Source organism: Candidatus Poriferisodalis sp., assembly GCF_965237655.1.
GTDB lineage: Bacteria > Actinomycetota > Acidimicrobiia > Acidimicrobiales > Poriferisodalaceae > Poriferisodalis.
Genome location: NZ_CBDEGB010000002.1, coordinates 836770 through 859971 on the forward strand (window position 1 = coordinate 836770; position 23202 = coordinate 859971).

The 23202-nt window shown below is 67.3% G+C and carries 24 protein-coding genes and 1 pseudogene; 23 read left to right on the forward strand and 2 right to left on the reverse strand.

From position 1 onward, the window contains the following. The first annotated feature begins 2 nt into the window (after nucleotides 1-2). The 7 genes from ffh to ACPXYO_RS12015 all read left to right on the forward strand — a co-directional run bounded on the left by ffh (nucleotide 3) and on the right by ACPXYO_RS12015 (nucleotide 4471). Nucleotides 3-1484 (forward strand): signal recognition particle protein, encoded by a 1482-nt coding sequence (ffh, locus tag ACPXYO_RS11985; RefSeq protein WP_423920686.1) that lies wholly within the window; start codon nucleotides 3-5, stop codon nucleotides 1482-1484. A 180-nt stretch (nucleotides 1485-1664) separates the two neighbouring features. Continuing rightward, nucleotides 1665-2114 carry a 30S ribosomal protein S16 gene (gene rpsP, locus ACPXYO_RS11990; RefSeq protein ID WP_423920689.1) on the forward strand — a complete coding sequence of 150 codons (450 nt, stop codon included), beginning with the start codon at nucleotides 1665-1667 and terminating at the stop codon, nucleotides 2112-2114. Then, nucleotides 2114-2386: a KH domain-containing protein gene (locus tag ACPXYO_RS11995; protein ID WP_423920692.1), complete on the forward strand. Its 273-nt coding sequence runs from the start codon at nucleotides 2114-2116 to the stop codon at nucleotides 2384-2386. The genes rpsP and ACPXYO_RS11995 overlap by 1 nt, the downstream gene beginning before the upstream one ends. Beyond that, on the forward strand, nucleotides 2352-2870 hold the full coding sequence (rimM, locus tag ACPXYO_RS12000; protein ID WP_423920695.1) for a ribosome maturation factor RimM: 519 nt from the start codon (nucleotides 2352-2354) through the stop codon (nucleotides 2868-2870). Before ACPXYO_RS11995 ends, rimM begins: the two co-directional genes overlap by 35 nt. A 31-nt stretch (nucleotides 2871-2901) precedes the next feature. Continuing rightward, nucleotides 2902-3636, forward strand: coding sequence for a tRNA (guanosine(37)-N1)-methyltransferase TrmD (gene trmD, locus ACPXYO_RS12005; protein WP_423923830.1), 735 nt, complete (start codon nucleotides 2902-2904; stop codon nucleotides 3634-3636). 99 nt (nucleotides 3637-3735) lie between these two features. Continuing rightward, nucleotides 3736-4080 carry a 50S ribosomal protein L19 gene (gene rplS, locus ACPXYO_RS12010; protein WP_419553838.1) on the forward strand — a complete coding sequence of 115 codons (345 nt, stop codon included), beginning with the start codon at nucleotides 3736-3738 and terminating at the stop codon, nucleotides 4078-4080. Nucleotides 4081-4126: 46 nt separating this feature from the next. Continuing rightward, nucleotides 4127-4471 (forward strand): YraN family protein, encoded by a 345-nt coding sequence (locus ACPXYO_RS12015; RefSeq protein ID WP_423920699.1) that lies wholly within the window; start codon nucleotides 4127-4129, stop codon nucleotides 4469-4471. A 12-nt stretch (nucleotides 4472-4483) separates the two neighbouring features. Here the strand turns inward: ACPXYO_RS12015 and ACPXYO_RS12020 are convergent, their stop codons facing one another. Then, the gene (locus ACPXYO_RS12020; RefSeq protein ID WP_423920702.1) at nucleotides 4484-4693 is read right to left on the reverse strand and encodes a hypothetical protein; all 210 of its coding nucleotides are present in this window, start codon (nucleotides 4691-4693) and stop codon (nucleotides 4484-4486) included. 8 nt (nucleotides 4694-4701) lie between these two features. Next, nucleotides 4702-4842 (reverse strand): hypothetical protein, encoded by a 141-nt coding sequence (locus tag ACPXYO_RS12025; protein ID WP_423920704.1) that lies wholly within the window; start codon nucleotides 4840-4842, stop codon nucleotides 4702-4704. 205 nt (nucleotides 4843-5047) lie between these two features. Here ACPXYO_RS12025 and ACPXYO_RS12030 point away from each other — a divergent pair, with 205 nt between their 5' ends. The 16 genes and pseudogenes from ACPXYO_RS12030 (at nucleotide 5048) to infB (ending at nucleotide 23172) form a co-directional block, all read left to right on the forward strand. Further along, entirely contained in the window at nucleotides 5048-6565 is a 1518-nt protein-coding gene (locus tag ACPXYO_RS12030; protein ID WP_423920707.1) for a YifB family Mg chelatase-like AAA ATPase, read from the forward strand. Beyond that, nucleotides 6562-7722: a DNA-processing protein DprA gene (locus ACPXYO_RS12035; protein ID WP_423920709.1), complete on the forward strand. Its 1161-nt coding sequence runs from the start codon at nucleotides 6562-6564 to the stop codon at nucleotides 7720-7722. Before ACPXYO_RS12030 ends, ACPXYO_RS12035 begins: the two co-directional genes overlap by 4 nt. A 63-nt stretch (nucleotides 7723-7785) precedes the next feature. Next, nucleotides 7786-8688 carry a tyrosine-type recombinase/integrase gene (locus ACPXYO_RS12040; RefSeq protein ID WP_420621280.1) on the forward strand — a complete coding sequence of 301 codons (903 nt, stop codon included), beginning with the start codon at nucleotides 7786-7788 and terminating at the stop codon, nucleotides 8686-8688. Nucleotides 8689-8960: 272 nt separating this feature from the next. Further along, nucleotides 8961-9476, forward strand: coding sequence for a murein hydrolase activator EnvC family protein (locus ACPXYO_RS12045; protein WP_423920714.1), 516 nt, complete (start codon nucleotides 8961-8963; stop codon nucleotides 9474-9476). Nucleotides 9477-9636: 160 nt separating this feature from the next. Further along, entirely contained in the window at nucleotides 9637-10668 is a 1032-nt protein-coding gene (gene rpsB, locus ACPXYO_RS12050; RefSeq protein ID WP_423920717.1) for a 30S ribosomal protein S2, read from the forward strand. 1 nt (nucleotide 10669) lies between these two features. Then, nucleotides 10670-11476, forward strand: a complete 807-nt coding sequence (gene tsf / locus ACPXYO_RS12055) for a translation elongation factor Ts (protein ID WP_423920720.1) — start codon at nucleotides 10670-10672, stop codon at nucleotides 11474-11476. A 65-nt stretch (nucleotides 11477-11541) separates the two neighbouring features. Next, nucleotides 11542-12252 (forward strand): UMP kinase, encoded by a 711-nt coding sequence (gene pyrH / locus ACPXYO_RS12060; protein WP_423920723.1) that lies wholly within the window; start codon nucleotides 11542-11544, stop codon nucleotides 12250-12252. Between the two features lie 70 nt (nucleotides 12253-12322). Further along, complete coding sequence (gene frr / locus ACPXYO_RS12065; protein WP_423920725.1) at nucleotides 12323-12889, forward strand: ribosome recycling factor; 567 nt, start codon at nucleotides 12323-12325, stop codon at nucleotides 12887-12889. 20 nt (nucleotides 12890-12909) lie between these two features. Beyond that, on the forward strand, nucleotides 12910-14337 hold the full coding sequence (locus ACPXYO_RS12070; protein WP_423920728.1) for a phosphatidate cytidylyltransferase: 1428 nt from the start codon (nucleotides 12910-12912) through the stop codon (nucleotides 14335-14337). A 4-nt stretch (nucleotides 14338-14341) separates the two neighbouring features. Continuing rightward, nucleotides 14342-15496, forward strand: a complete 1155-nt coding sequence (gene dxr / locus ACPXYO_RS12075) for a 1-deoxy-D-xylulose-5-phosphate reductoisomerase (protein ID WP_423920730.1) — start codon at nucleotides 14342-14344, stop codon at nucleotides 15494-15496. Continuing rightward, entirely contained in the window at nucleotides 15493-16734 is a 1242-nt protein-coding gene (locus ACPXYO_RS12080; protein ID WP_423920733.1) for a M50 family metallopeptidase, read from the forward strand. Before dxr ends, ACPXYO_RS12080 begins: the two co-directional genes overlap by 4 nt. Before the next feature lie 24 nt (nucleotides 16735-16758). Beyond that, complete coding sequence (gene ispG, locus ACPXYO_RS12085) at nucleotides 16759-17976, forward strand: flavodoxin-dependent (E)-4-hydroxy-3-methylbut-2-enyl-diphosphate synthase (RefSeq protein WP_423920736.1); 1218 nt, start codon at nucleotides 16759-16761, stop codon at nucleotides 17974-17976. Nucleotides 17977-18273: 297 nt separating this feature from the next. Continuing rightward, complete coding sequence (rimP, locus tag ACPXYO_RS12090; protein ID WP_423920739.1) at nucleotides 18274-18963, forward strand: ribosome maturation factor RimP; 690 nt, start codon at nucleotides 18274-18276, stop codon at nucleotides 18961-18963. Further along, the gene (gene nusA, locus ACPXYO_RS12095; RefSeq protein WP_423920742.1) at nucleotides 18960-20210 is read left to right on the forward strand and encodes a transcription termination factor NusA; all 1251 of its coding nucleotides are present in this window, start codon (nucleotides 18960-18962) and stop codon (nucleotides 20208-20210) included. Before rimP ends, nusA begins: the two co-directional genes overlap by 4 nt. A gap of 88 nt (nucleotides 20211-20298) precedes the next feature. Next, a pseudogene (locus ACPXYO_RS12100) lies at nucleotides 20299-20436 on the forward strand (translation initiation factor IF-2 N-terminal domain-containing protein); the annotation flags it as partial. A gap of 906 nt (nucleotides 20437-21342) precedes the next feature. Then, nucleotides 21343-23172: a translation initiation factor IF-2 gene (gene infB / locus ACPXYO_RS12105; RefSeq protein WP_423923832.1), complete on the forward strand. Its 1830-nt coding sequence runs from the start codon at nucleotides 21343-21345 to the stop codon at nucleotides 23170-23172. Nucleotides 23173-23202: the final 30 nt, after the last annotated feature.

Consider the following 23202-nt stretch of genomic DNA (forward strand, 5'->3'; position numbering starts at 1 on the left):
CGATGTTTGACACGCTGACTGACCGCCTGTCCGGCACCCTTCGGGCGCTGCGCAGTCGCGGGCGGATGCGCCCCGTCGACGTCGACGAGGCACTGGCCGAGATCCGGTTGGCGCTGCTCGAAGCCGACGTGAACGTTCGGGTGGTGCGCCGCTTCGTCGAACGGGTCCGCGAGCGCAGCGTCGGCGGCGAGGTCACGGCCAGCCTCACGCCCGGCCAGCAGGTCACCAAGATCGTCAACGACGAGCTCATCGACATCTTGGGCGGCAGCCCGCTCAACGTCCAGTTCGCTTCGAAGCCGCCGACGGTCGTGCTGCTGGCTGGGCTCCAGGGTTCTGGCAAGACGACCGCTGCCGCCAAGTTGGCTCAGTGGTGCAGGTCCCAGGGCCGAAACCCGCTGCTGGTCGGGGCCGACCTGCAGCGTCCGGCAGCTGTCGAGCAGCTGCGGACGCTCGCCCGCAGCATCGATGTGGAGGTGTGGAGCGAACCGGGTGACCCTGTCGCCTGCGCGGCTGGGGGCCTGGCGCATGCCCGGCAGTCCGGCCGCGATGTGCTCATCGTGGACACGGCGGGTCGGCTGGCAATCGACGTCGAGCTGATGACCGAGGTGGCCCGCATCTCCGACGCTGTCGAACCCCACTACACGTTCCTCGTGGTCGACTCGATGGTGGGTCAGGACGCTGTTGCGACCGCCGAGGCTTTCCATGCCACGCTCGAAGTGGACGGGATCATTCTGACCAAGCTCGACGGCGATGCTCGTGGCGGAGCGGCGCTGTCGGTCGCCGAGGTCGTCGGCCGTCCGGTGGCGTTCGCCTCAGTCGGCGAGAAGATCGACGACTTCGAACAGTTCCATCCAGATCGGATGGCGAGCCGGATTCTCGGCATGGGCGACGTGCTCACGCTCATCGAGAAGGCGGAGCAGGTCTACGAAACCGACGAGGCGACTGCAGCAGCACAGCGTCTCGCCGAAGGCACATTCACACTCGACGACTTCGTGGATCAGCTCAGGCAGCTTCGCAAGATGGGCAACTTGCAGAGCATTGTGCAGATGATGCCGGGCATTTCCGACCAGGTTCGCAATGCCGAGATCGACGACGATCGGATCGCCACCGCCGAGGCCATTGTGCTGTCGATGACGCCAGCCGAGCGAGTGTCGCCGGAGATCATCGACGCTTCTCGCCGGGCTCGCATCGCCGCGGGCAGCGGCACATCGTCGGCACAGGTCGCCAACCTGCTCAAGCAGTTCACTCAGATGCGCAAGATGATGGGCGGCATAATGGGGCTGGGCTCGAAGCGACGTCCAGCGAGCCGCAAGACTGCCCGCAAACGAGGGCGGGGCCCGACTCGATCTGGCGGCAGCGCCCGCACGGGCGGTGGAGGACGTGTGTCGCCCAAGGGCGCGCCGTCGCTTGGAAAGCTCAACACGAAGCCCGCAGGCGGAGCCATTGACACCGATTCGCTGGACCTGAAGCTGCCCGGCCGCTGAGCGGCGACGATGGCCGCGTCCTTTGCAGGTGCGGGCGGGGGTTGCGAGGCGATGCCCCGTTAGGCTCAGCCGTCGGCGCGGCAGCCCATCGGTGCACCAAACCCCATATGCCAAGCCCCATGTGCCGGTTCGCCCGCCCCCCAACGAGCCCCCTTTCGAAATCACCTAACCGGGAGCAACATGGCCGTACGTCTGCGCCTCAAGCGCACCGGCAAGAAGAAGCAGCCCAGCTATCGCGTCGTCGCTGTCGACAGTCGCAAGCCTCGTGACGGACGTGTGCTGGAGGTCATCGGCACGTACGACCCGCGACAGGAACCCTCTGCGATCTCGATCGTCAATGAGCGCGCTGTCCACTGGCTCAACCACGGGGCCCAGCCGAGCGAGACGGTCTCCAAGCTGCTGACGATTTCCGGCGCGTGGGACGAATTCCGCTCTCCGGGCTCACCCCAGCCCGCCGACACGGCCACAGAATCGGCCCCTGAAGCTCCCGCGCCGCCGCCGCCGGAGCCCGACTTGGTGCTCGACACCCCTGAGCCGAGCGCTGACATCCCCCCACAAGATGCGGAGACGCAAGTCTCGGCAGAACCTGCGGCGTCTGAGCCGAAGACATCCGAACCTGAGGAGGCCTAGTGACTGAGGGCCACACCGGGGCGGACACCGGGACCACCACCGCCGAAGAGGTCTTGCTGTACCTCATTGCCCAGCTCGTCGAGCATCCCGACCAGGTCGAGGTCGAGATTGCCGAGTCGGGATCGAAACTGAGCCTGACGGCAACCGTGAGCTCAGAGGACATCGGTCGGGTCATCGGCAAGCGAGGACGCGTCGCGAACGCCATCCGCACGCTGGTGCGCGCCGCAGCCCACCGCGATGGCGTCCAGGTCGAAGTCGACTTCCGGGACTGATCCCCGCCGTCCGGCAGACCTGCTGGAGATCGCAACTATCGGACGCGCACACGGATTACGCGGAGAGGTTGCCGTGCACCCGGTCACCAACCGATTCGAGCGTTTCGACGTCGGTTCGACGCTCGTGACCGCCGCTGGCGAGCGAGTGGTATCGGGCGCTCGCCGTGACGGCAACCGTTGGCTGGTGAGCTTCGACGGCATCGATGACCGTGATGCTGCGGCGGCGCTGACAGGCACGACGTTGTTCGCCGAGCCACTGGATGATCCTGACGAGCTGTGGGTGCATGAGCTGTGCGGCAGCTCAGTCATCGATCAGCACGGATACGACGCCGGCGTGGTCACGAGCGTGGTGGCGAATCCGGCAGCAGACCTGCTCGAGCTCGACACGGGCCACCTCGTGCCGCTGACGTTCATCGTGCGCTGCGAACCCGGCACGGTCCACGTGGAGGTGCCCGATGGGCTCTTCGAGCTCGACCGGCACTGAGTCCGCTTCGTCACCCAGTCCCGAGATTGGGCTGCGCATCGACATCTTCTCGATCTTCGCTGCCGAGCTCGATGCAATGTGCCGGCTGAGCGTGCTGGGTCGGGCCCGCAGCCAAGGACTGCTGGATATCCGCTGCAGGGACCTGCGAATGGCGACCACTGACGCCCACCGCACGGTTGACGATGCACCATTCGGAGGGGGCCCGGGCATGATCCTGATGCCCGAACCGGTCTTCGCTGCCGTCGAGACGGTCTCGCCCCCGCGGCCGTTGCTGCTGCTTGATGCCGGTGGCCGGCGATTCGATCAATCCTTGGCCTCCGAATTGGCGGCATCGGGCGGATTCAGCTTGCTGTGCGGCCGCTACGAGGGAGTTGACGAGCGCATCCGCACCGACCTCGTGGACGGCTCGATCTCCGTCGGCGATGTCGTGCTGGCCGGCGGCGAATTCGCAGCCATGGTCGTTCTCGAGGCCGTTGGGAGGTTGGTGCCCGGCGTGCTCGGCAATGCGGCTTCCAGCGCGGACGAGAGTTTTGCCGCGGGTCTGCTGGAGTATCCCCATTGGACCCGTCCTGCGTCATTCCGCGGGCTCGAGGCTCCCGAAGTGCTGCGCAGCGGCGACCACGCCCGGGTTCGTCGCTGGCGCCAAGCCATGGCGCTCGTCCGAACCGCACGCGAGCGCCCCGACCTGCTGGCGGTGCGGGGCGTGAGCGACCTCGACCGGGAGCTCCTCGCTGAGTTCAACCTGGAGCTTGGAGAATCCGGCTGAGCTCATTGCGGCTGTCACGGCACATCGCTGCGGCAATTCGCCGACGGACCACTACCCTCCAGTGGTCGTCGTCACGCCTTTCACGGGAGTCGGATCGCTATGGGAAGCACCGATCTGGTCGACCAGGCTCGTCTCCGCGACGATCATCCTGACTTTGGCCCCGGTGACACGGTGCGTGTCCACGTGCGCGTCGTCGAGGGCAACCGGCAGCGAACCCAGGTGTTCGAGGGCTATGTGATCGCCCGCCATTCGTCGGGCATCAGCGAGACGTTCACGGTACGCAAGCTCAGCTTCGGCGTGGGGGTCGAGCGGACATTTCCGCTGCACGCTCCCACCATTGCCAAGATCGAGCGCGTGGCCGTGGGCGATGTGCGCAGGGCGAAGCTCTACTACTTGCGCGATCGCGTTGGCAAGGCAGCCCGGATTCCCGAGAAGCGCTTCTAGCGGGCCAGCTTCGGTCGCGCTGGCGGGGGCTGGGCGCGATGCGCGTATGACCGCCCGGCGTCAAGCGCTTGGCCGCTACGGCGAGGATCTTGTCGAGCGTTGGTACATCGAGCGTGGGTACCGCGTGCTGGACCGGAATTGGCGTTGCCCCGCAGGCGAGTTGGATCTTGTCGTCACCGACGGGACACAGCTGGTGGTCTGCGAGGTGAAGACTCGCTCAAGCGATCGCTTCGGGACGGGCTTTGAGGCGATCACCGGTCGCAAGCAGCAGCAAGTCCGGCGCCTCGCCGCGTACTACGTGCGCCAGCGCGGCGGCTGGAAAGGGCCGGTGCGTTTCGACGCAGCCGCGGTCATGGGTCGCAACGTCGAGGTGCTCAGCGGGGCGTTCTGACAGCCAGGGCGTTCAGCCCACCGGCCGTCGCCGATCCCGGGCCTGCCAGCATCCCCAATGCCAGTGGCGTCGCAGATCAGGGTTGTCGATTGGCACTGCGACCACGTGACCCACTGCGGCCTCAATGCTGTGGGCGCAGCCGCCGCAGACATACCGCTTGGTTGCCTCATACGGCTGCACCCGGCGCACTTCGAATCCCGGTACTGGCTCAAGCTTGCGCATCTGAGACCTCAGCCCAACAACGCCCACACCACCAGGCCGGCCGCCACGACCGCAGCGGCGGCTAGGAGCACGTAGTCGAGCCGTGTCGTGCGGTGCTCGCGGTACGGGTTGTAGCCCATGAGAGCAGTATCGCCCCCCAAGCGCGGCATCGGCGTGGCGCAGACCGGCAGAAAACCCTTCCTTGGGATGCGCGAGCGTGATCTACGGTCCCGGAGAGGTCCACGCGGCAGCGAGCAACACGACCACGCTGGCGCACCACAGACCGACTCGATCGTGGCCCCGAGCGGGCTTCCCCGTCAACGCCGGACAGCGCCCTGTGTGGTTGCGTCCGGTCCGAACTGCCGGAGGAGGCTCATGCTGGCTGCTGCAACCGCCGCGACGCTCGTCGGCGTCGACGGTCATGTTGTCACCGTCGAGGTGCACGTTTCCAACGGTCTGCCGTCCTTCACCATCGTCGGACTCCCTGACGCCGCGTGCCGAGAGGCCCGGGACCGGGTTCGGGCCGCCGTGCTCTCGTCGGGACTCGATTGGCCCGACAGGCGCGTCACGCTGAACCTGGCACCGTCGGGTGTGCGCAAGGGCGGCGCCGTCTTGGACCTGGCGATGGCCGTCGCAGTATTGGCCGTCACCGAGCAGCTGCCGGCCGAGTCGCTACGCGGCAAAGCGTTCTTGGGCGAACTGGGTCTCGACGGTGTCGTCCGGGGCGGGGTGGGCGTGCTGCCGCTTGTCGACGCGCTTCGTGACCGGGCCGTCGTCGTCGCGTCCGAGTCGTATCACCTTGCTCTCGCTGCGGGTCCCCGCGATGTCCACGTTGTTCAAACGCTGGGCCAGCTGGCGTCAGTGCTCGCGGGCCGCGCGCCGTGGCCTGATCCGCCGCCCGATCCGCCCCAACCGCCCGCAGCGCCAGTACCTGATTTCGGTGACGTGATCGGGCAGCCGCTCGCCCGCCGAGCCGTCGAGGTTGCCGCTGCGGGCGGTCACCACCTGCTCATGCTGGGACCACCGGGTGCAGGCAAGACCATGCTGGCTCGACGGCTCGTGGGTCTGCTGCCTGAGCTCAGCCGCCAGTTCGCGATGGAGGCGACGCGGGTCCAATCGGCCGCTGGCTTGCCGTTGCCGACGGGCCTCGCGACCCGCCCCGTACTTCGCAGTCCGCATCACACCGCCACCGTGACTGCACTCATCGGCGGCGGCTCGACGGCCATTCGCCCGGGAGAAATCTCGCTGGCCCATCGCGGCGTGCTGTTCCTCGATGAGCTGGGAGAGTTTGCACCGAGTGTGCTCGACGCCATGCGCCAACCGCTCGAAGAGGGCGTTGTGCGGGTCAGTCGTGCGTCGGGGGCCTGCACCTTTCCCGCCCGATTCCTGCTGGTGGCTGCCATGAACCCATGCCCTTGCGGGCAGGCCGGCCGCCCCGATTCCTGTCGTTGCTCCGACCATGCCCGGCTCCGGTACCTGCGCCGGCTGTCAGGGCCGCTGCTCGATCGCTTTGACCTTCGTGTTCAAGTTCAGCGTCCCGAACCCGATCAGCTGCTCGACGGCGCTCGTGGTGAATCCACCGAGACGGTCGGCGCACGAGTGACGGCGGCACGTGCCCGGGCCGCGGGCCGCGGCGTGGCGACGAACGCCGAGCTCACCCACGAGCAGCTGGAGCGTCACGCTCCGATCACCGCGGCCGCCCGGCGCGAACTGCGAACGCGCCTGGCCAAGGGACTGCTCAGTGGCCGGGGATTGCACCGTGTCCGTTGCGTCGTCATGACGTTGTGCGACCTCGACGGCGACGATCCAGTCGTCGACGCTGAACGCCTGAACGAGGCACTCGCGCTGCGTGCGAGCGTCGGAAGCCTGCACGTTCCCGCGGCGGCCAGATGATTGTCGAAACAGCCGATGCCGGCGAGCGGTCAGAGATCGGAGCGCTGCTCGAATTGTGCTCCTTGCCCCGAATTGGACCGGCGCGCCTACGGGCCCTGCTCGGTGACCGCACTGCACTCGATGCCGTCGAGGACCTGCGCTCTGGTCGGGCTGCAACGGTTGCCGGGCTGAGCGCTTGCCGGGGCGTGGACGCAACATTGATCGCGACGTGGCAGCGGCACGCAGCCGCAGCGCTTGACCGAGCTGCACGTGGCGAGCGGCCGATCGGGGCGGATCTGCTCGAAGCCCACACGAGAGCGGGCGTCTGGCTGCACGTTCCGGACAGTCAAGGCACTGCCGAGATGTGGGAATCGGAGCCCGAGCCTCCAGCGGTGCTGTTCGGGCAGGGAGCGCCGTTAGAGCCGGGGCCCAGGCGGGTCGGCATCATCGGTACGCGTCGCTGCAGCGCATACGGCCGCACCGTGGCACAGCTGCTCGGAACGGGCCTGGCTGCCCATGGGGTAGCGGTGGTGTCAGGCCTTGCCACTGGCATCGATGGCATCGCGCAGCGTGCCGCGCTGGATGAGGGCGGTCCTGTCATCGGTGTCGTTGGCAGCGGGCTGGATTGCGTGTACCCGGCCGCCAACCGGACGCTGTGGGCGGACGTCGCACAGTACGGAACGCTGCTCAGTGAGTATCCGCTCGGCACTCCGGCCGTGCAGTGGCATTTTCCCGCTCGCAATCGCATCGTGGCTGCGCTGAGCGAGGTACTGGTGGTGGTCGAATCGGGTGCCTCGGGCGGCTCGATGTACACCGTCGACGCTGCTGTTGAGCGAGACCGGCCCGTGATGGCGGTGCCCGGGCCGATCACCAGCGCGACGTCAGTCGGCACGAACCGTCTCCTCGCGGACGGATGTGCGCCCGTGTGCGACGTGTCCGATGTCCTGCTGGCTCTGGGAGAGCATGCTGGCTCTGCGGCCGGGGCTGCAGTGCCCGAAGCACCCCAAGACAATCTCGGCCGTCAGGTTCTGGACGAGCTGATTGGCGGACCCCGCTCGGTCGATGAGCTGGCGTTGCGAGTCGAAGCGACGCTGGCGGAACTGGCATCTTCGCTCGGCCGGCTGCAGTTGTCAGGCTGGGTCACCGAGACGGGCGGATGGTGGGAGAAGTCCAGATGAGACTTCCGCATCGCCGCGATCGCGCTTGCGAAGGGGCGGGGACTCCTCGGTACTGTGGATCTGGTGGACCTAGCGCCCCCGGAGTGGCGAGTCGGAGAATTCTTGCTGTCGCTCACTGCGGCATCGGAGTCCACCAAGCGCGCGTATCGGACCGATCTTTGCCAATTCGCCGATTGGGCCTCCCGAGCCGGCCACGGCAATCCAGGCGACATCAACCGGCGTTGGCTTCGGCGTTACGTCGCGTTTCTGACAGTTCGCGGGCTGTCGCGACGGTCCGTGGCCCGCAAGGCATCGGCATTGAGGCGCTACTACGGCTGGCTGGTGCGCGACGGCGCGATCAACCTCGATCCGACGCTCGGGCTCGCCGCGCCCGCCGGCGCAGGACGCTTGCCGCGCGTGCTCGGCGCAGCCGAAGTGTCCGAGATGCTCGGCGACGGCACGGTGCCCGCAGACCCGACGGAGCTACGCGATCGGCTCGTGCTCGAGATGCTGTACGGCAGCGGCCTGCGGGTTGCCGAGCTGTGCCAACTCGACCGCGGCGCCTTCCGGCCAGGCAACAGTCACATCGAGGTCATCGGCAAGGGTGCCAAGCATCGGCGTGTGCCGCTCAGCGAGCCGTCCGTGTCGCTGCTCGCAGCATGGCGGGACGGCGGCAGCGACGAATTCGATGCGCAGCGTCTGCGCAATCGGGCCGATCGCGACCCTGCTGCGCTGTTCGTGAACCTGCGCGGCAACCGGCTCGGTGCACGCGACGTTCAGCGGATCCTGGATCGGCACTCCGTTGTGCCGACCCATCCGCACGCCTTGCGACACACCTACGCCACACACTTGCTCGACGGGGGAGCCGACTTGCGCGTCGTGCAGGAATTGCTCGGCCACCAGCGACTCGCGACGACCCAGATCTATACCCACCTCAGCAGGGAACGACTGCGAGAGGTGTACGAGTCGGCGCACCCGCGCGCGTAAGCGCCGCCTTCGAGTGCCTGCTGCACAGCCGGCCCTCGTGGGGTCGGCGCATCAAGCACAGCCGGCCCTCGTGGGGTCGGCGCATCAAGCACAGCCGGCCCTCGTGGGGTCGGCGCATCAAGCACAGCCGGCCCTCGTGGGGTCGGCGCATCAAGCACAGCCGGCCCTCGTGGGGTCGGCGCATCAAACGAGGCCTCGGCGGTCGAGGGGTGCGCCGCAGCGGCCGTGGTCTCAGCACATCAGCTGCGTTCGCTGCCGCGTGCGCTGCTGTCTTGGCCGCCGGAACCGCTCCGGCGTCAGCGCAGGCTGAGCCGGCGCTGACCTACATCTGGCCCGTGCACGGGACCATCGTCGATCACTTCAGGCCCCCGGCGCACGAATACGGGCCGGGCAATCGCGGCCTCGAGTTTGCGACCCGGCCCGGCTCATCGTTCTGGGCAGCCGCACGCGGCATTGTCAGCTTCGCTGGACCCGTGGGAGGCCGGTTGCACGTCACAGTGAGCCACCCCGATGGTTTGCGGATCTCGTACTCCGGGGTTGCCGGCATCGGCGTCACACGAGGTGAACGGGTGCATCAGGGACAGCTGCTCGGTACCACGGCCGACCGGCTCCACGTCGGCGTGCGCCGGGGCGACGTCTACCTCGACCCAGTCCTGATCTTCGACGGTGACGCCAGCACAGGCGTGCGACCACCCTTCAGCCGTCCGAGGCTCGTGCCCGCGTCAACCTCGGTGTACCGGCTGCAACTGCGCTGGTTACACTCCGGCGCTGGCATTGCGGTGCTCTAAGGCCCAGTCTCCCGGAGGCCCAATCTTCCGGAGGCGCAGTCTCTTCGGGACCGCAGCACCACCACCTATTGACTGACCAGCCGGGGCGACCCCGCGGTCGCCGCTTCCCAAAGCGGCGTCGTTCCCGGCGCAGAGTTTCGAACCGTGGGGAGGAGAACCCATGTCCGCTGTCGTGACCATGTCCGACCTGCTCGCAGCCGGCGTCCATTTCGGCCACCAAACCCGTCGTTGGAATCCGAAGATGGAACGCTTCTTGTGGGGCGAGCGCAACGGCATCTACATCATCGATCTACGGCAGACGCTGGATCTCCTCGAGAACGCCTACGCGTACGTACGCGACACCGTGGCGCGAGGTGGAACGATTCTGTTCGTCGGTACGAAGCGCCAAGCGCAGTATCCGATTCAGCGTCACGCCGACGCGTGTGGCATGCCGTACGTGAACCAGCGCTGGCTGGGCGGGATGCTGACCAACTTCCGCACCATCCGCGGCCGTGTCACCAAGATGCTCGAGTACGAGCGGATGCAGTCAGCCGGTGACTTCAACAACATGCCGAAGAAGGAAGCCCTCCTCCACACCCGCGAACTCACCAAGCTCCAACGCAACTTGAACGGCATACGGGACATGGACAAACTGCCTGATGCCGTCTTCGTGCTCGATACGCCGAAGGAACACATCGCAGTTGCCGAGGCCGTCCGGCTGAAGCTGCCAGTGGTGGCCGTTGCCGACTCGAACTCCGATCCCGACCCGATCACCTACGTCATCCCGGGCAACGACGACGCCATCCGCTCAACCGAACTGTTGTGCCGGGTCATGGCAGATGCCGCCCGGGAAGGTCGGTACATGGCCGAGCGCAGCGGTGTGGCGGTGGCCCCAGCAGGGGAGCGTTCGCCAACCGAAGAAGCGCGCATCGCCGCGCAGCAGGCCGAGGCACAGCGTGCGGCAATGGCCGAGGCTGCTGAGCGCGAGGCCCGCATCGCTGCCGACCAAGCCGCCAAGGCGGCTGCCGCCGCGGCGGTTCCTGACATGCGCTCCGCGGAGGCTCCTGCTGCATCCCCCGATGCCGGCAGCGACGCCGAGTCCTCCGATGACGCTGCGGCGACCCTCGAGGCCGAGCCTGCCGAACAGCCTGCCGCTGAGACTGGCGAATCCGAAACCGTCACCGTGTCAACCGGAACACAAGAAGCCAGCTGACATGGCAGCGTTCACCGCGAAGGATGTCCAGGCCTTGCGCCAGGCCACCGGCGCCGGGATGATGGATGCAAAGAACGCGCTGACCCGATGCGACGGGGACGCCGAGGCCGCAGCCCAATGGCTGCGTGAGAACGGCATCGCCAAGTCCGCGGCGCGAGCCGATCGCGACAACAGCGAGGGCGTCGTAGTGGCGCGCGTGGTCCCCAATGGCAACGGCCCAGTTGGTGCCATCGTCGAATTGCGCTGCGAGACAGACTTCGTGGCCAAGTCCGATGGGTTCTTGTCGATGGCAGATCAGCTGCTGAGCGATGTGATCGCGGGCGGCCCTTCGGCTGTTGCCGATGCGGCCGGAGCCATCGACGACCTCAAGATCACGCTCAAAGAGAACATCGCTGTCGGCTCGGTCGAGCGCTTCGAGGCACCGGCCAGTTCGTGTATCGACGCCTACGTCCACCAACAGAACGGCCGTGGCGTCAATGCTGTGCTCGTGGAACTCGACGGAGCGACCCCCGAGGTTGCCCACGACGTTGCGCTGCACATCGCCAGCAGCCGCCCCACCTATATCCGGCGCTCGGATGTGCCTGCGGACGTGCTTGACCGCGAGCGGGCCACGTTCGAGGCCATCAGCCGGAATGAGGGCAAGCCCGAGGCGGCACTGGGAAAGATCGTCGAAGGCCGCCTGAAGGGCTATCTGCGCGAGCACACGCTCATGGAGCAGAAGTTCGTGAAGGACGAGAAACGATCGGTAGCCGATGTCGTCGGGTCGGCAACCGTGACGCGTTTCGTCCAGGTCGAGATCGGCCGCTGAGCGCTCCGGTGGCTGTGGCTGTGTCTGACGAGCCGCAGAGGCCCCGTCGTTGGGAAGGCCCGCCGATGTGGAGGCGGGTGGTGCTGAAGCTGTCTGGCGAAGCCTTGGCTGAACCTGGGGGTCACAACGTGAGCGCCTTGGTGGTCGACGCGCTGGTATCGGAGATTGCCGATGTGTGGGCCTCCTTGGAAGTCGATATCGCCGTCGTGGTCGGGGGCGGCAACATCTGGCGTGGCATGGCAGGCTCGATTGGCGGCATGGACCGCGCCCAGTCTGACTACATGGGCATGCTCGCCACCGTCATCAATGCGCTCGCGCTGCAAGATGCGCTCGAGCGGCGGGACGTGCCCACACGGGTGATGACCGCCATCGGGATGGCTCAGATCGCAGAGCCGTACATCCGACGTCGCGCTGTGCGCCACCTGGAAAAGGGTCGCGTGGTGATCTTCGCGGCAGGTACCGGCAACCCGTTCTTCACGACGGATACCGCTGCGGCGCTGCGTGCCGCGGAAGTCGACGCCGATGTCGTGCTGAAGGGCACCCATTCGGGCGTCGACGGTGTTTATACGGCCGATCCGCAGACGGACCCCGACGCTCAGCTCCTCAGCGAGGTTACGTTTCTCGAAGTGCTCTCCCGGGAGCTGGCAGTGATGGACTCCGCAGCCATCGCCGTATGCAAGGACAACGCCACTCCCATCGTGGTCTTCGATCTGATGACGCGAGGGAACTTCCGCAGCGTCGTCGAAGGTGAAGCGTTGGGCACGCTGGTGCGTTGATCGGTTCAGCGGCTAACACTGGGCTTGTGAGTGACGGCGACACTCGAACGGGCCCCGGTACGCTGGTCAGGTGAGCGAATTCGCCGCCGAGATTTGCGGAGACGCTCGCCAGCGCATGCGCAGCGCCGTCGAACACACCCGCGGCAACTTCGGCACGGTCCGGACTGGCCGAGCAACGCCGGCGCTGGTCGAGAAGCTTCAGGTCGACTACTACGGCGCGGCCGTTCCGCTGCAACAGTTGGCGGGATTCTCGGTACCCGAGGCTCGCATGCTGGTCATCCAGCCCTTTGACCGCGTTGCGCTCGACGCCATCTCCAAAGCGGTCATGGAGTCTGACCTGGGCATCAACCCATCGAGTGATGGCCATGTCCTGCGCCTCCTCTTCCCCCCGCTGACAGAGGATCGGCGCAAAGATCTGGTACGAGTGGTGAAACAGATGGCCGAAGACGGGCGCGTCGCGGTGCGTAACCTGCGTCGCAGCGCTCGCCACGATCTCGATACGCTCGAAAAGGAGAAGGAGATCTCCGCCGACCAGAAGCGCAGCTTCGAACAGGAGCTCGACGCTGACACCGCCAAGTTCGTCGGAGACATTGATCGGGCGTTGGACGCCAAGGAGCAAGAACTCCTCGAGGTGTGACCGAACAGGTGTGGAAGTAGATGTCCGAGAGCAGCGAGCATCCGCCGGCGCACCCTGGTGGGGATCCGAGCGATCCAGCGGCTACTGATGATCCGCTGGGCTCGACCCGGCCGTTGGTGAACTTCGAGTCGACTGACCCTCCCGCGCCCCCAGCTCCGGCTGAGCCTGTGGATCCGCCGGTGCCAGACGCAGCGGCTGCAGAGTCAGCGCGTCGCGGGGGCTCGCGACTGTTTCCGCAGCTGCCCGACGACCCGCGTATCGCCGGCGAGACGCAAACGCCAACCGACGAACCCGATGCTGCCGGTTATGAACCGTTGTTCGATTCCCCCGACGATGAGACAACGCCGCAGATCCCGCAGGCCGACATCGAGCCGACTCCGGCCGAGATGCCGGAAGACACCGGGACTGAGGCCGCTGCCGCATCGGCGCCGGTCGCAACAGCGCCAGCCGCAGCCGAAGTACCGTCGGAGGCTGGCGCGGCGACATCTGAACCTGATCGCTTCGCTCAATGGGCCCGGCTGGATGCGTCTGCCTCGCACTGGCGCGAGGGGAGCCAGGACTACGAGGAGCGTGGAGTCGTGAGCGACGAAACCCGAACCGTCTTGCACAACGGCCCCTCTGATGCAGGCCGCAGCGGTCGCAACCTGCCTGCCGCCATCGTCGTCGGGTTGGCGCTGGCTGCGCTGTTCTTCGGCGCGCTTCGGCTCGGCGAGGCAGCCACCGTCGCGCTCGTCGTGATTGTCTTGGTCTTGGCTGCAGCGGAGTTCTACCGGGCCGCCCGGCCGCTTGGATACCGCCCGGCGACGCTGGCAGGACTCGCGGGCGTCGCCGGCCTGACCGTCGGGGTGCACCTGCGTGGTGTGGAGGCCTATCCGATCGTGCTGGCCGTGTCCGCAGTGACGATCTTCTGCTGGTTCTTGCTCGGCATCGAGCGGGATCATCCCACGGCGAACTTGGCCATTACCGCGCTCGGTCTGTTGTGGGTGGGCGGATTGGGCTCATTCGCTGCGCTGATCTTGCGCGAACCCAACGGCGACTCGATGCTGATCGGCGCCGTGATCGGGACCGCCGTGTACGACGTCGGCGGCTTTGTCATCGGCCGCACGACCGGCCAGAGCCGGCTTTCACCACGAATCAGCCCCAACAAGACCCACGAAGGGCTCATCGGGGGAATCGTGCTGTCGGTGGTGGTCACCACTCTCGTGCTGAACCGCTTCCCCGGGGTGTTCCCGTGGACCGGAAGCCTGCTTGATGCGTTGTGGCTGAGCCTCGCCGTCGCGCTCGCAGCGCCGCTCGGGGATCTGGCGCAGTCGCTGGTCAAACGCGATGTGGCCGTGAAGGACATGGGCAATCTGCTGCCCGGTCACGGCGGCGTGTTCGACCGCTTCGATGCGCTGCTGTTTGCATTGCCAGCGGCGTACTTCGTCGGCACATACGTGTTGGGATAGGCCCATGGGCGCGACGACGGTCGCGGTGCTCGGATCGACAGGTTCGATCGGCACCCAGACGCTAGAGGTGATGCGCGCCGAGCCAGATCGGTTCCGGGCCATCGCGCTTGGCGCGAACAGCTCCGTGAGCGAGCTCGCGGCACAGGCTGCCGAGTTCAAACCGGCTGCCGTCGGCATCGGCGATCCGGGATTGGTTCGGGAGCTGCGGGCTGCGCTGCCTGCTGGCGTCGAGGTGCTGGCGGGCCCCGACGCATTCGCCGATCTCGCAGGCCGAGCCGACGTCGTCGTGAACGGCGTCGTGGGTTTCGCGGGCTTGGGCGTCACGCTGGCAGCACTGCGGGCCGGGCGACGCCTCGCGCTCGCCAACAAGGAGAGCCTCATCGCAGCGGGTCCGCTGGTACAGCCGTTGCGAGCCGTGCCGGGCGCCGAGCTCATTCCGGTCGACAGCGAGCACAGCGCCCTGCACCAGTGCCTCGCCGGCCAAGCGTCTGCGCCGGAGCGGCTGATTCTCACCGGCAGCGGCGGGCCCTTCAGGGGTCGCGGCGCTGCGGCGCTGCGTGAGGTGACAGTCGCAGACGCTTTGGCGCACCCCACCTGGTCGATGGGACCCAAGATCACGGTCGATTCGTCGACCCTCATGAACAAGGGCCTCGAGGTCATTGAGGCGCACGAACTGTTCGGGGTGGACTACGACCAGATCGATGTGGTCATCCAACCCCAGTCGGTGATCCACTCGATGGTGACCTTCGCTGATGGCAGCACCGTCGCGCAACTCTCGCTGCCCGACATGCGTCTCCCGATTGGCTACGCCCTGGCCTATCCCGAGCGCATCGGGACGCCATTTGGGGCAATTGACTGGTCCGCAATGGGGAGCCTCACCTTTGAGCTGCCCGATACCGACACTTTCGGCTGCTTGAACCTTGCCTACGAGGCGGGCCGAACCGGAGGCACCGCCCCGGCGTGGCTCAATGCGGCCAACGAAGAGGCCGTGGCCGCATTCCTGGATGGCCGGCTGCGGTGGCACGAGATCGCCACCGTCATCGACAGCGCGATGCAGCACCATGACGGCGCCGCGGCTGACAGCGTGGACGCCGTGATCGCAGCTGATCGAGCTGGCCGCTGCCGAGCCGCCGACGCAGTGGTGGGAATCCGATCATGAAGGGCCACACAGACGAGCCGGAACCCCCGGCGCCAGGCTCGGCGGCGCGCACTGCTCGCTGGATCGTGGGGCTCGTGGCGCTGGTGGTGCTGGCTTGGAGCTACCCGTTCGCCGTAGGTGCCGCAGCGGTGCTTGCCGGTGTGCTGTTCATGCACGAGTTCGGCCATTTCGCGGCCGCTCGTGCCGTCGGGATGAAGGTCACCGACTTCTTTCTGGGCTTCGGCCCCCGTCTGTGGAGCTTCCGACGCGGAGAGACGTCGTTCGGACTGCGCGCGCTGCCGCTTGGGGCATACGTGCGCATCATCGGCATGTCGCGCTCCGAACCCGTGGAACCGGGCGACGAGAGCCGGGCCTACCGCACCCAGACCTATCCGCGCCGGTTGCTGGTCGTGTGCGCCGGCTCGCTCATGCATCTGTGCCTCGCGCTCGTCGCGTTCGGAGTGGTGCATGCAGCGCTCGGCGCGCCGACTCGCGATGGGAACAACTGGCAGGTCGCCGAAGTGGTCAAGCAGCGAGACGGAGTCACATTCCCGGCGGATGCGGCAGGCATCGAGGCCGGCGACCGCATCGTGAAGTTGAACGGTGCAGCCACCGAGGAATGGGACGTCTTCGTGTCCCAGGTGCAGTCCCGACCCGGCGAGCGGGTAGCGCTGGAGATCGAGCGAGATGGCGTCCTGCGCACCGTTGAGGCCGAACTGGCGACAGACCCCGGTACCGGGTCGGGACTCTTGGGTGTTCGGCCCGAGTGGGTCATCGTCTACGAGACCGTCGGTCTGCCGACTGCGGTGGTCCAGGCATTGGTCGACCTTGGGCGCTCAATAGTCGACTCTGTACGAGGCATTTGGGGCTTGTTCGCGAATTTCGGCGACGTCGTCGACCGCATCGTGTCGCCGCCCGGTGATCCTTCGGCGAACAGCAACCTGGGCATGCGCCCATTGGGGGTCTACGGCATCGTGGACCTGGCGTCGGACACATCTTGGGGCTGGTCCGAGCGCGCGCTGATGTTTGCGCTGGTGAACGTCTTCCTCGGTGTGTTCAACATGTTGCCGCTGCCGCCGTTCGACGGAGGTCATGTGGCTGTCGCTACCTATGAGCGCTGGCGAGAACGCGGGGGTCGCGGCCGATACTTGATCGATCCGAGCAAACTTGCGCCGCTCGCCACCGTCGTGGTCGCCGCACTCGCACTGCTGGCAGTGGGGCTGCTGTACCTCGATATCGCCAACCCGGTGGACCTGTGACCGGTAGATCTGTGAGAGGTGGACATGACGCTTGAGTCATCTGGGCGCTACGTCCGACGCCACACACGCCAAGTGAACGTCGGCTCGGTCGCCGTCGGGGGTGGGGCACCCATTTCTGTGCAGTCGATGACGACGACGAAGACATCGGACGTCGACGGCACGCTCGCTCAGATCTATGCGCAGGCCGGGGCCGGGGCCGACATCGTCCGCTGCACCGCGAACAACGTTGCGGCTGTGGAGGCGCTTGCGCACATCGTTCCCCGCTCGCCCGTGCCCTTGGTGGCCGACATCCACTTCCAGTACCGGCTCGCGCTGGCAGCGCTCGACGCCGGAGTGGCCTGCCTGCGGCTGAATCCAGGCAATATCCGCAAGCCTGACCAGATACGCGCCGTGGCGTCTGAGGCCCGGGACCGCGGCGTCCCGATCCGCATCGGCGTCAACGGCGGGTCCCTCGATCCCGACATCGAGGCGCGCTATGGCATGACTCCCGCCGCGCTGGTGGAATCGGCCAAGCGAGAGCTCGGGTACTTCGAAGAGGTGGGATTCGACGACGTCAAGATCTCGGTGAAGGCCAGCGACGTGACGCTGATGGTGGAGTCCTACCGGATGCTCGCCGACGCAGTTGACTTTCCCTTGCATCTCGGCGTCACCGAGGCTGGACCCCCGCCGGCCGGCCTGGTGAAGGCCACCGCTGGCATCGCGACCCTGCTGAACGAGGGCATCGGCGACACCATTCGCTACAGCCTGACAGCCGACCCCGTCCAAGAGGCCACTGCCGGCCAGCAGCTGCTCCAGGCACTCGGACTGCGGGAGCGTTCCGGTACCGATCTTGTTGCCTGCCCTTCGTGCGGCAGGGCGGAGGTGGACGTGATCTCGGTGGCCCAGGAGGCACAAGCAACCTTTGAAGGCCTGGACCTGCCCGTGCAGGTGGCCGTCATGGGTTGCGTGGTGAACGGGCCCGGCGAGGCCCGCAGCGCCGATCTGGGCATAGCAGCAGGCCGCTCGCGCGGTCACCTGTTCGTCAAGGGCCAAGTCGTGGCCGTAGTGCCCGAGGACGAGATGGTCGCGGCTTTGGTGAAGTGGGCCAAGATCGTGGCGGCCGACGGCGTCGAGGCCGCACTTGGGAGAGCCGAGGCCGGCGCCGCAGCAGCAGCTGAAGCTGATCGAGCTGCGCAGGCGAGCGAGCAGGGTGACGATGTCAACCACGCCGCCGAGCGCGTTGCCCTCATTCGGAGCCGCTAGCCGCGCAACATGCGGCTGCCACTGACGAGATTGTTGTCTCCCGCTCTTGTTCGCTGCGCTCACGGGCCGCTCGGGCCCTAGGGCCGCTAGCCGCGCAGCATGCGGCTGCCACTGACGAGATTGTTGTCTCCCGCTCTTGTTCGCTGCGCTCACGGGCCGCTCGGGCCGCTCGGGCCCTAGGGCCGCTAGCCGCGCAGCAAACCCGGCTCCGCGGTCGGGAACCCCGAGGTTGCACTGGTAGCGTGGGACCCGCAGGACAGTTTCGGCTGGTCGTGGGCTCTGCGCAAGCGTCCTTGCATGATCCGGTGCAAGCGCCGGTTCCGCAGGCACAGCCCCGAGGGCGGCTGGGGCTACGCGGACAGGGAGGTTGCGATGACTCACACCGCTGCGGCCTCGCGCGCCCCCGCAAGTGCTCACCCCTCCGAAATAGCGGACCTCGCTGGTCCCGTGGCGACCGAGGTCGGCTGTGCCCTCTACGACGTGCAATGGCGAGGCGGGACTCTGGTCGTGCTGGCTTCTGCCATGGCCGGGGGCGCCATCGGCGTCGAGGCACTCGGCCGACTGAGCCGCAGGCTGTCCGCGGCTCTGGATGCCGCCGACGTGATCGAGGGCCGGTACGTGCTCGAAGTGTCCAGCCCTGGGCTCGAGCGCAGCTTGAACCGCCTAGAACATTTTGCAGGTGCTGTCGGCGAGCAGGTGGTGATCCGGACCAGCGAATCGCCGCGGCGGCGTATCGTCGGCGAGATTCTGGAATCCGACCCCTCCGGCGTCTCGGTCCGCGTCGAGGAGATTTCCAGTGGTGAGCAGGGCCACGCCCAAGCCGGACCGGATGAGATTGGCCAGATCTTGACGGTGCCATTCGACGACATCGCCAAGGCCCGCACAACATTCGAATGGGGTCCGCGCCCGCGGCGCAAGCCTGGATCCCGCAGCACCCCTCACAGCAAGTCAGACCCTCGCAGTAAGCCAGGAAGGCAGAGACGATGAACAGCCCCGAGATCATGGAGGCGCTCCAAGCACTCGCCGCCGAGAAGGGCATGAGCACCGAGGTGTTGCTCGAGGCAGTCGCGAACGGCCTCGAATCGGCCTACAAGCGCCGCGAGGGTGCCGCTGAGCAGGCCTACGTCATCATCGACGAGTCGTTCAACATCACGGTTTACGCGCAGGAAGTCGACGAATTGGGAACTGTCTTGCGGGAGTGGGACGACACACCGCACGATCTCGGGCGCATCGTGGCCCAAACCGTCCGGCAGGTCCTGAACCAGCGCATCCGCGAGGTCGAGCGCGACATGAAGTACGACGAGTACGCCGGGCGGGAGGGCGACATCGTCACCGGCATCATCCAGCAGAACGATGCTCGTTACACCCTGCTCGACCTGGGTCGCGTTGAGGCATTGCTGCCCCAATCCGAGCAGGTGCCCTACGAGCGGCCAGAGCCGAACAGCCGCCTCAAGGCATACATCGTGGAGGTGCGCAAGACCGCCAAGGGCCCGCAGATCGTCGTGTCGCGCACGCACCCGGGACTTATTCGTGAGCTGTTCAAGCTGGAGGTCCCCGAAATCTCCGACGGTGTTGTCGAGCTGAAGGCGTGCGCGCGCGAACCCGGCCATCGCACGAAGATCGCTGTGTGGTCGAACGACTCCAACATCGATCCGGTCGGCGCATGCGTCGGGGCCCGCGGCAGCCGCGTCCGTCAGGTCGTCAACGAGCTGCGAGGCGAGAAGATCGACATTGTCCCGTTCTCCGACGACCTCCACGATTTTGTGGCCAAGGCGCTGTCCCCGGCTCGCGTCCGGGAGGTCCGCTTCCACTCCGAACAAGGTGTGGCGGAGGTCATCGTGCCCGACCACCAGCTGTCGCTGGCGATCGGCCGCGAGGGCCAGAACGCTCGTCTGGCGGCCCGGTTGACCGGCTGGCGGATCGACATCAAGAGTGAGACGCAGATTGCCGAGGAGGAGGCCGGCTACTCAGGAGAGGAGTGGGCCGAGGGAGAGTGGGTGACGAACCCGGATACGGGCGAGCAGACCTGGGTTCCTGCCGATGGCGGCGAAGCGATCACAGCGGGCCAGTGGTCCGAGGCAGTCAACGAACAGCAGGAGGTCGGCGAGACCTCCGATGGCGCTCCGGTCGGCAAGACAGCCGATGACGCGCCGGTCGGCGAGACCGCCGATGAGACCCCTGCAGAGGCCCACACCGACCCCAGTACGCTTCCATCGGACTCGGCGACGCCCTAAGGGCCCATGGCCGGTCTCGTCGCGTCCCCGTTCCATTTCCTGAGCCCTGCTGGGCATCGCTTCAACTCCCGAAAGAAAGACCGACCGCTTGCCGAAGAAAGTCCGCGTTCACGAGCTCTCCAAAGAGCTGGGCATCACGCTCACCGAGGTGCTCGACGTATGCGAGTCCCTGGGCATCGGTGTGAAGACGCACTCGTCCAGCATGGAGGACGCTCAGGCTGACCGCGTCCGGCGCAAGGCCGCACGCGAGGGACTGATTCGTGAAGAGTCGCAGCCAGGGGCTCGCAAGGCTCGCAAGGCACCCGCGAAGTCCGCCGCTGCGGCCGAGCGCGCGCCACAACGCCCAGAGTCCGCAGCGGCGCCCCGATCCACACCAGCCGCTCGCCCGGCCCGCCCGGCCCGCCCGGCCCGCCCGGCCCGCCCGGCCCGGCCCGCCCCGGCCGAACCGAAGCCACCTCCGCAATATGCGCCCGCCCCGGAGCCCGTTCCGCAGACGCCTGAACCCATTCCTGCGGCAGAAGCGCCTGCGCCAACAGGGCCTCGGCCGGCGGCACCAGCCGAGTCCGCACCACCGCTCCCGCCGGAAATGCCTCCGCCGGGCACCCTTCCGCCCGACTTGCCGCCACCGCGACGTCTGGTCACTTCAAGCGGCCAAGAATCCGCGCGGCCGGTTCTTCCGCCACTTCAGCGACCGGCGGCCAGAACCGACGAACCGGCGGCGCCATCGAGACCAGTTCCCTCCGACGCTGCCAACCCAGAACTGCCGCCGCCCCCGTCTCGATTGCCGGTAACTCCGAAGGCTGCCGACGGCCGCGCGATTCCGCCCCCGCCATTGGCGCCTCGCTCGGGTTCGGGCAAGCCGATTCCCCCGCCGCCCGGTCCGCCACGCACCACTCCGCGCAGCGGCGGCCCCTACCGCTCGGGTCCCCCTGGCGGGTTCCGCCGTCCAGCGGCCGGTGGCGAGCGTCCCCATGGCGGGCAGCCTGGTGGCGGTCGCCCTCACGCAGGAGCCCCGTCAGCGCCTGGCGGACGCCCAGCGGGTCCGCCTGGTGCACGCCCGGGAGGTCCGCGTGGTGCACCACGCGGCGCCCGTGGGCGCCCTCGCCGTCGCCGCCGTCGCCAGCGCGAGGAATTGCAGCCCCAGCAGCTCACCGCCTACACGCCGATCGACGCACCCGTTCCCGAAGGCGAGATCGTCATCGAGCGGGGTTCGACGGCCCAGGAGGTCGCCGCCCGTCTGAATCGCTCCGCCGCCGACATCGTCCGGTTCCTGCTGCAACAGGGCGAGATGGTGACCGCTACGCAGTCGCTGAGCGACGACATGATCGAGTTGTTCGCTGTCGAACTCGACGCCGAAGTGCGTATCACCGAGCCCGGCGCCGAGCAGGAGGAGGAGCTGCTGCGGGCCCTCGAGGTCGACCTTTCTGACGCCGAAGGGCAGACTCGCCCGCCGGTGGTCACCGTCATGGGTCACGTCGACCACGGCAAGACACTGCTGCTCGACCGCATTCGTTCCTCCAACGTTGTCGAAGGCGAGGCGGGTGGCATTACCCAGCACATCGGCGCGTATCAGACCTCTCGCGGCGATTACCGAATCACGTTCATCGACACGCCGGGCCACGAGGCGTTCACGGCGATGCGGGCCCGGGGAGCGCAGGCCACCGACGTTGTCGTGCTGGTCGTGGCGGCTGATGACGGTGTCATGCCGCAGACTGCCGAAGCCATCGACCACGCACATGCGGCCGATGTGCCGATCATCGTCGCCATCAACAAGATGGACCGTCCCGGCGCCGACGCCGACCGGGTGCGCGCCCAGCTGGCGGAACGGGGCCTCGTGCCCGAGTCCTACGGCGGCGAAGTGATCACCGTTCTCATGTCGGCCATGTCCGGCGAGGGCATCGACGAGCTGCTCGACCAGATCCTGCTTGTCGCAGAACTCGAGGAACTCACTGCCGAATCATCGGGCCGGGCTGTCGGAATCGTGCTGGAGGCCCATCTCGACCGCGGCCGGGGTCCGGTCGCAACGGTGCTGGTGCAGCGGGGCACCCTGCGTGTCGGCGAACCGATGGTTGCCGGCGCGGCCTGGGGCCGCGTGCGTGCCATGACCGACGATCGCGGTGCTCCGCTCAGCGAGGCGGGTCCGTCCACACCAGTGGAGGTGCTCGGTCTCGGCGAGGTTGCACGTGCAGGCGACCTGTTCGTCGTCGCCCCCGACGAGAAGACCGCAGGCAAGGTGGCCGAGACCCGCGAGCATTGGCAGCGCCAGGCCAGCTTGGCCGGCACTGCTGGCGGGAGCGGCGGTGGAGCGAGGCTGGAGGACATCTTCAGGCAGGTGCAGTCTGGCGAGACAGCCACGCTCAACCTCGTGCTCAAGGCCGATGTGCACGGTTCGCTCGAGGCAGTGACCGACAGCCTGCGCAAGCTCGAGCGCGACGACGTGAAGCTCTCCTTCGTCAGCCGTGGCGTCGGCGGGATCAACGAGAACGATGTGCAGCTCGCCGCGGCCTCCGAGGCCACGATCATCGGCTTCAACGTGCGCCCGGACCGCAACGCGCGCCAGACAGCCGAGACCGAGGACGTCGAAATCCGGCTGTACGAGATCATTTACGACCTCATCGAAGACGTGCAAAACGCCATGGTCGGCCTGCTCGAGCCCGAGTTCGAGGAAATCGTGGTGGGCGAGGCGCAGGTGCGCCAGGTCTTCCGCATCTCTGGCGTCGGTCCCGTGGCTGGCTGCGTCGTCGAGCACGGGAACGTGCGCAGCGGCGCCAAGGTCAGGTTCCTGCGCGACGGCACGATCATCTGGAAGGGATCGGTCAAGTCGTTGCGGCACTTCCAAGACGACGTCGCCGAGGTGTCGGCGGGCATGGAGTGCGGTATCGGTCTGAGCGACTTCACCGACTTGAAGGAAGGCGACGTGATCGAGACGTATACCGAACGCGAGATCGCCCGCGTCGCCTGAGGGAGCACTCACCCGATGGCTCGTCGCCCC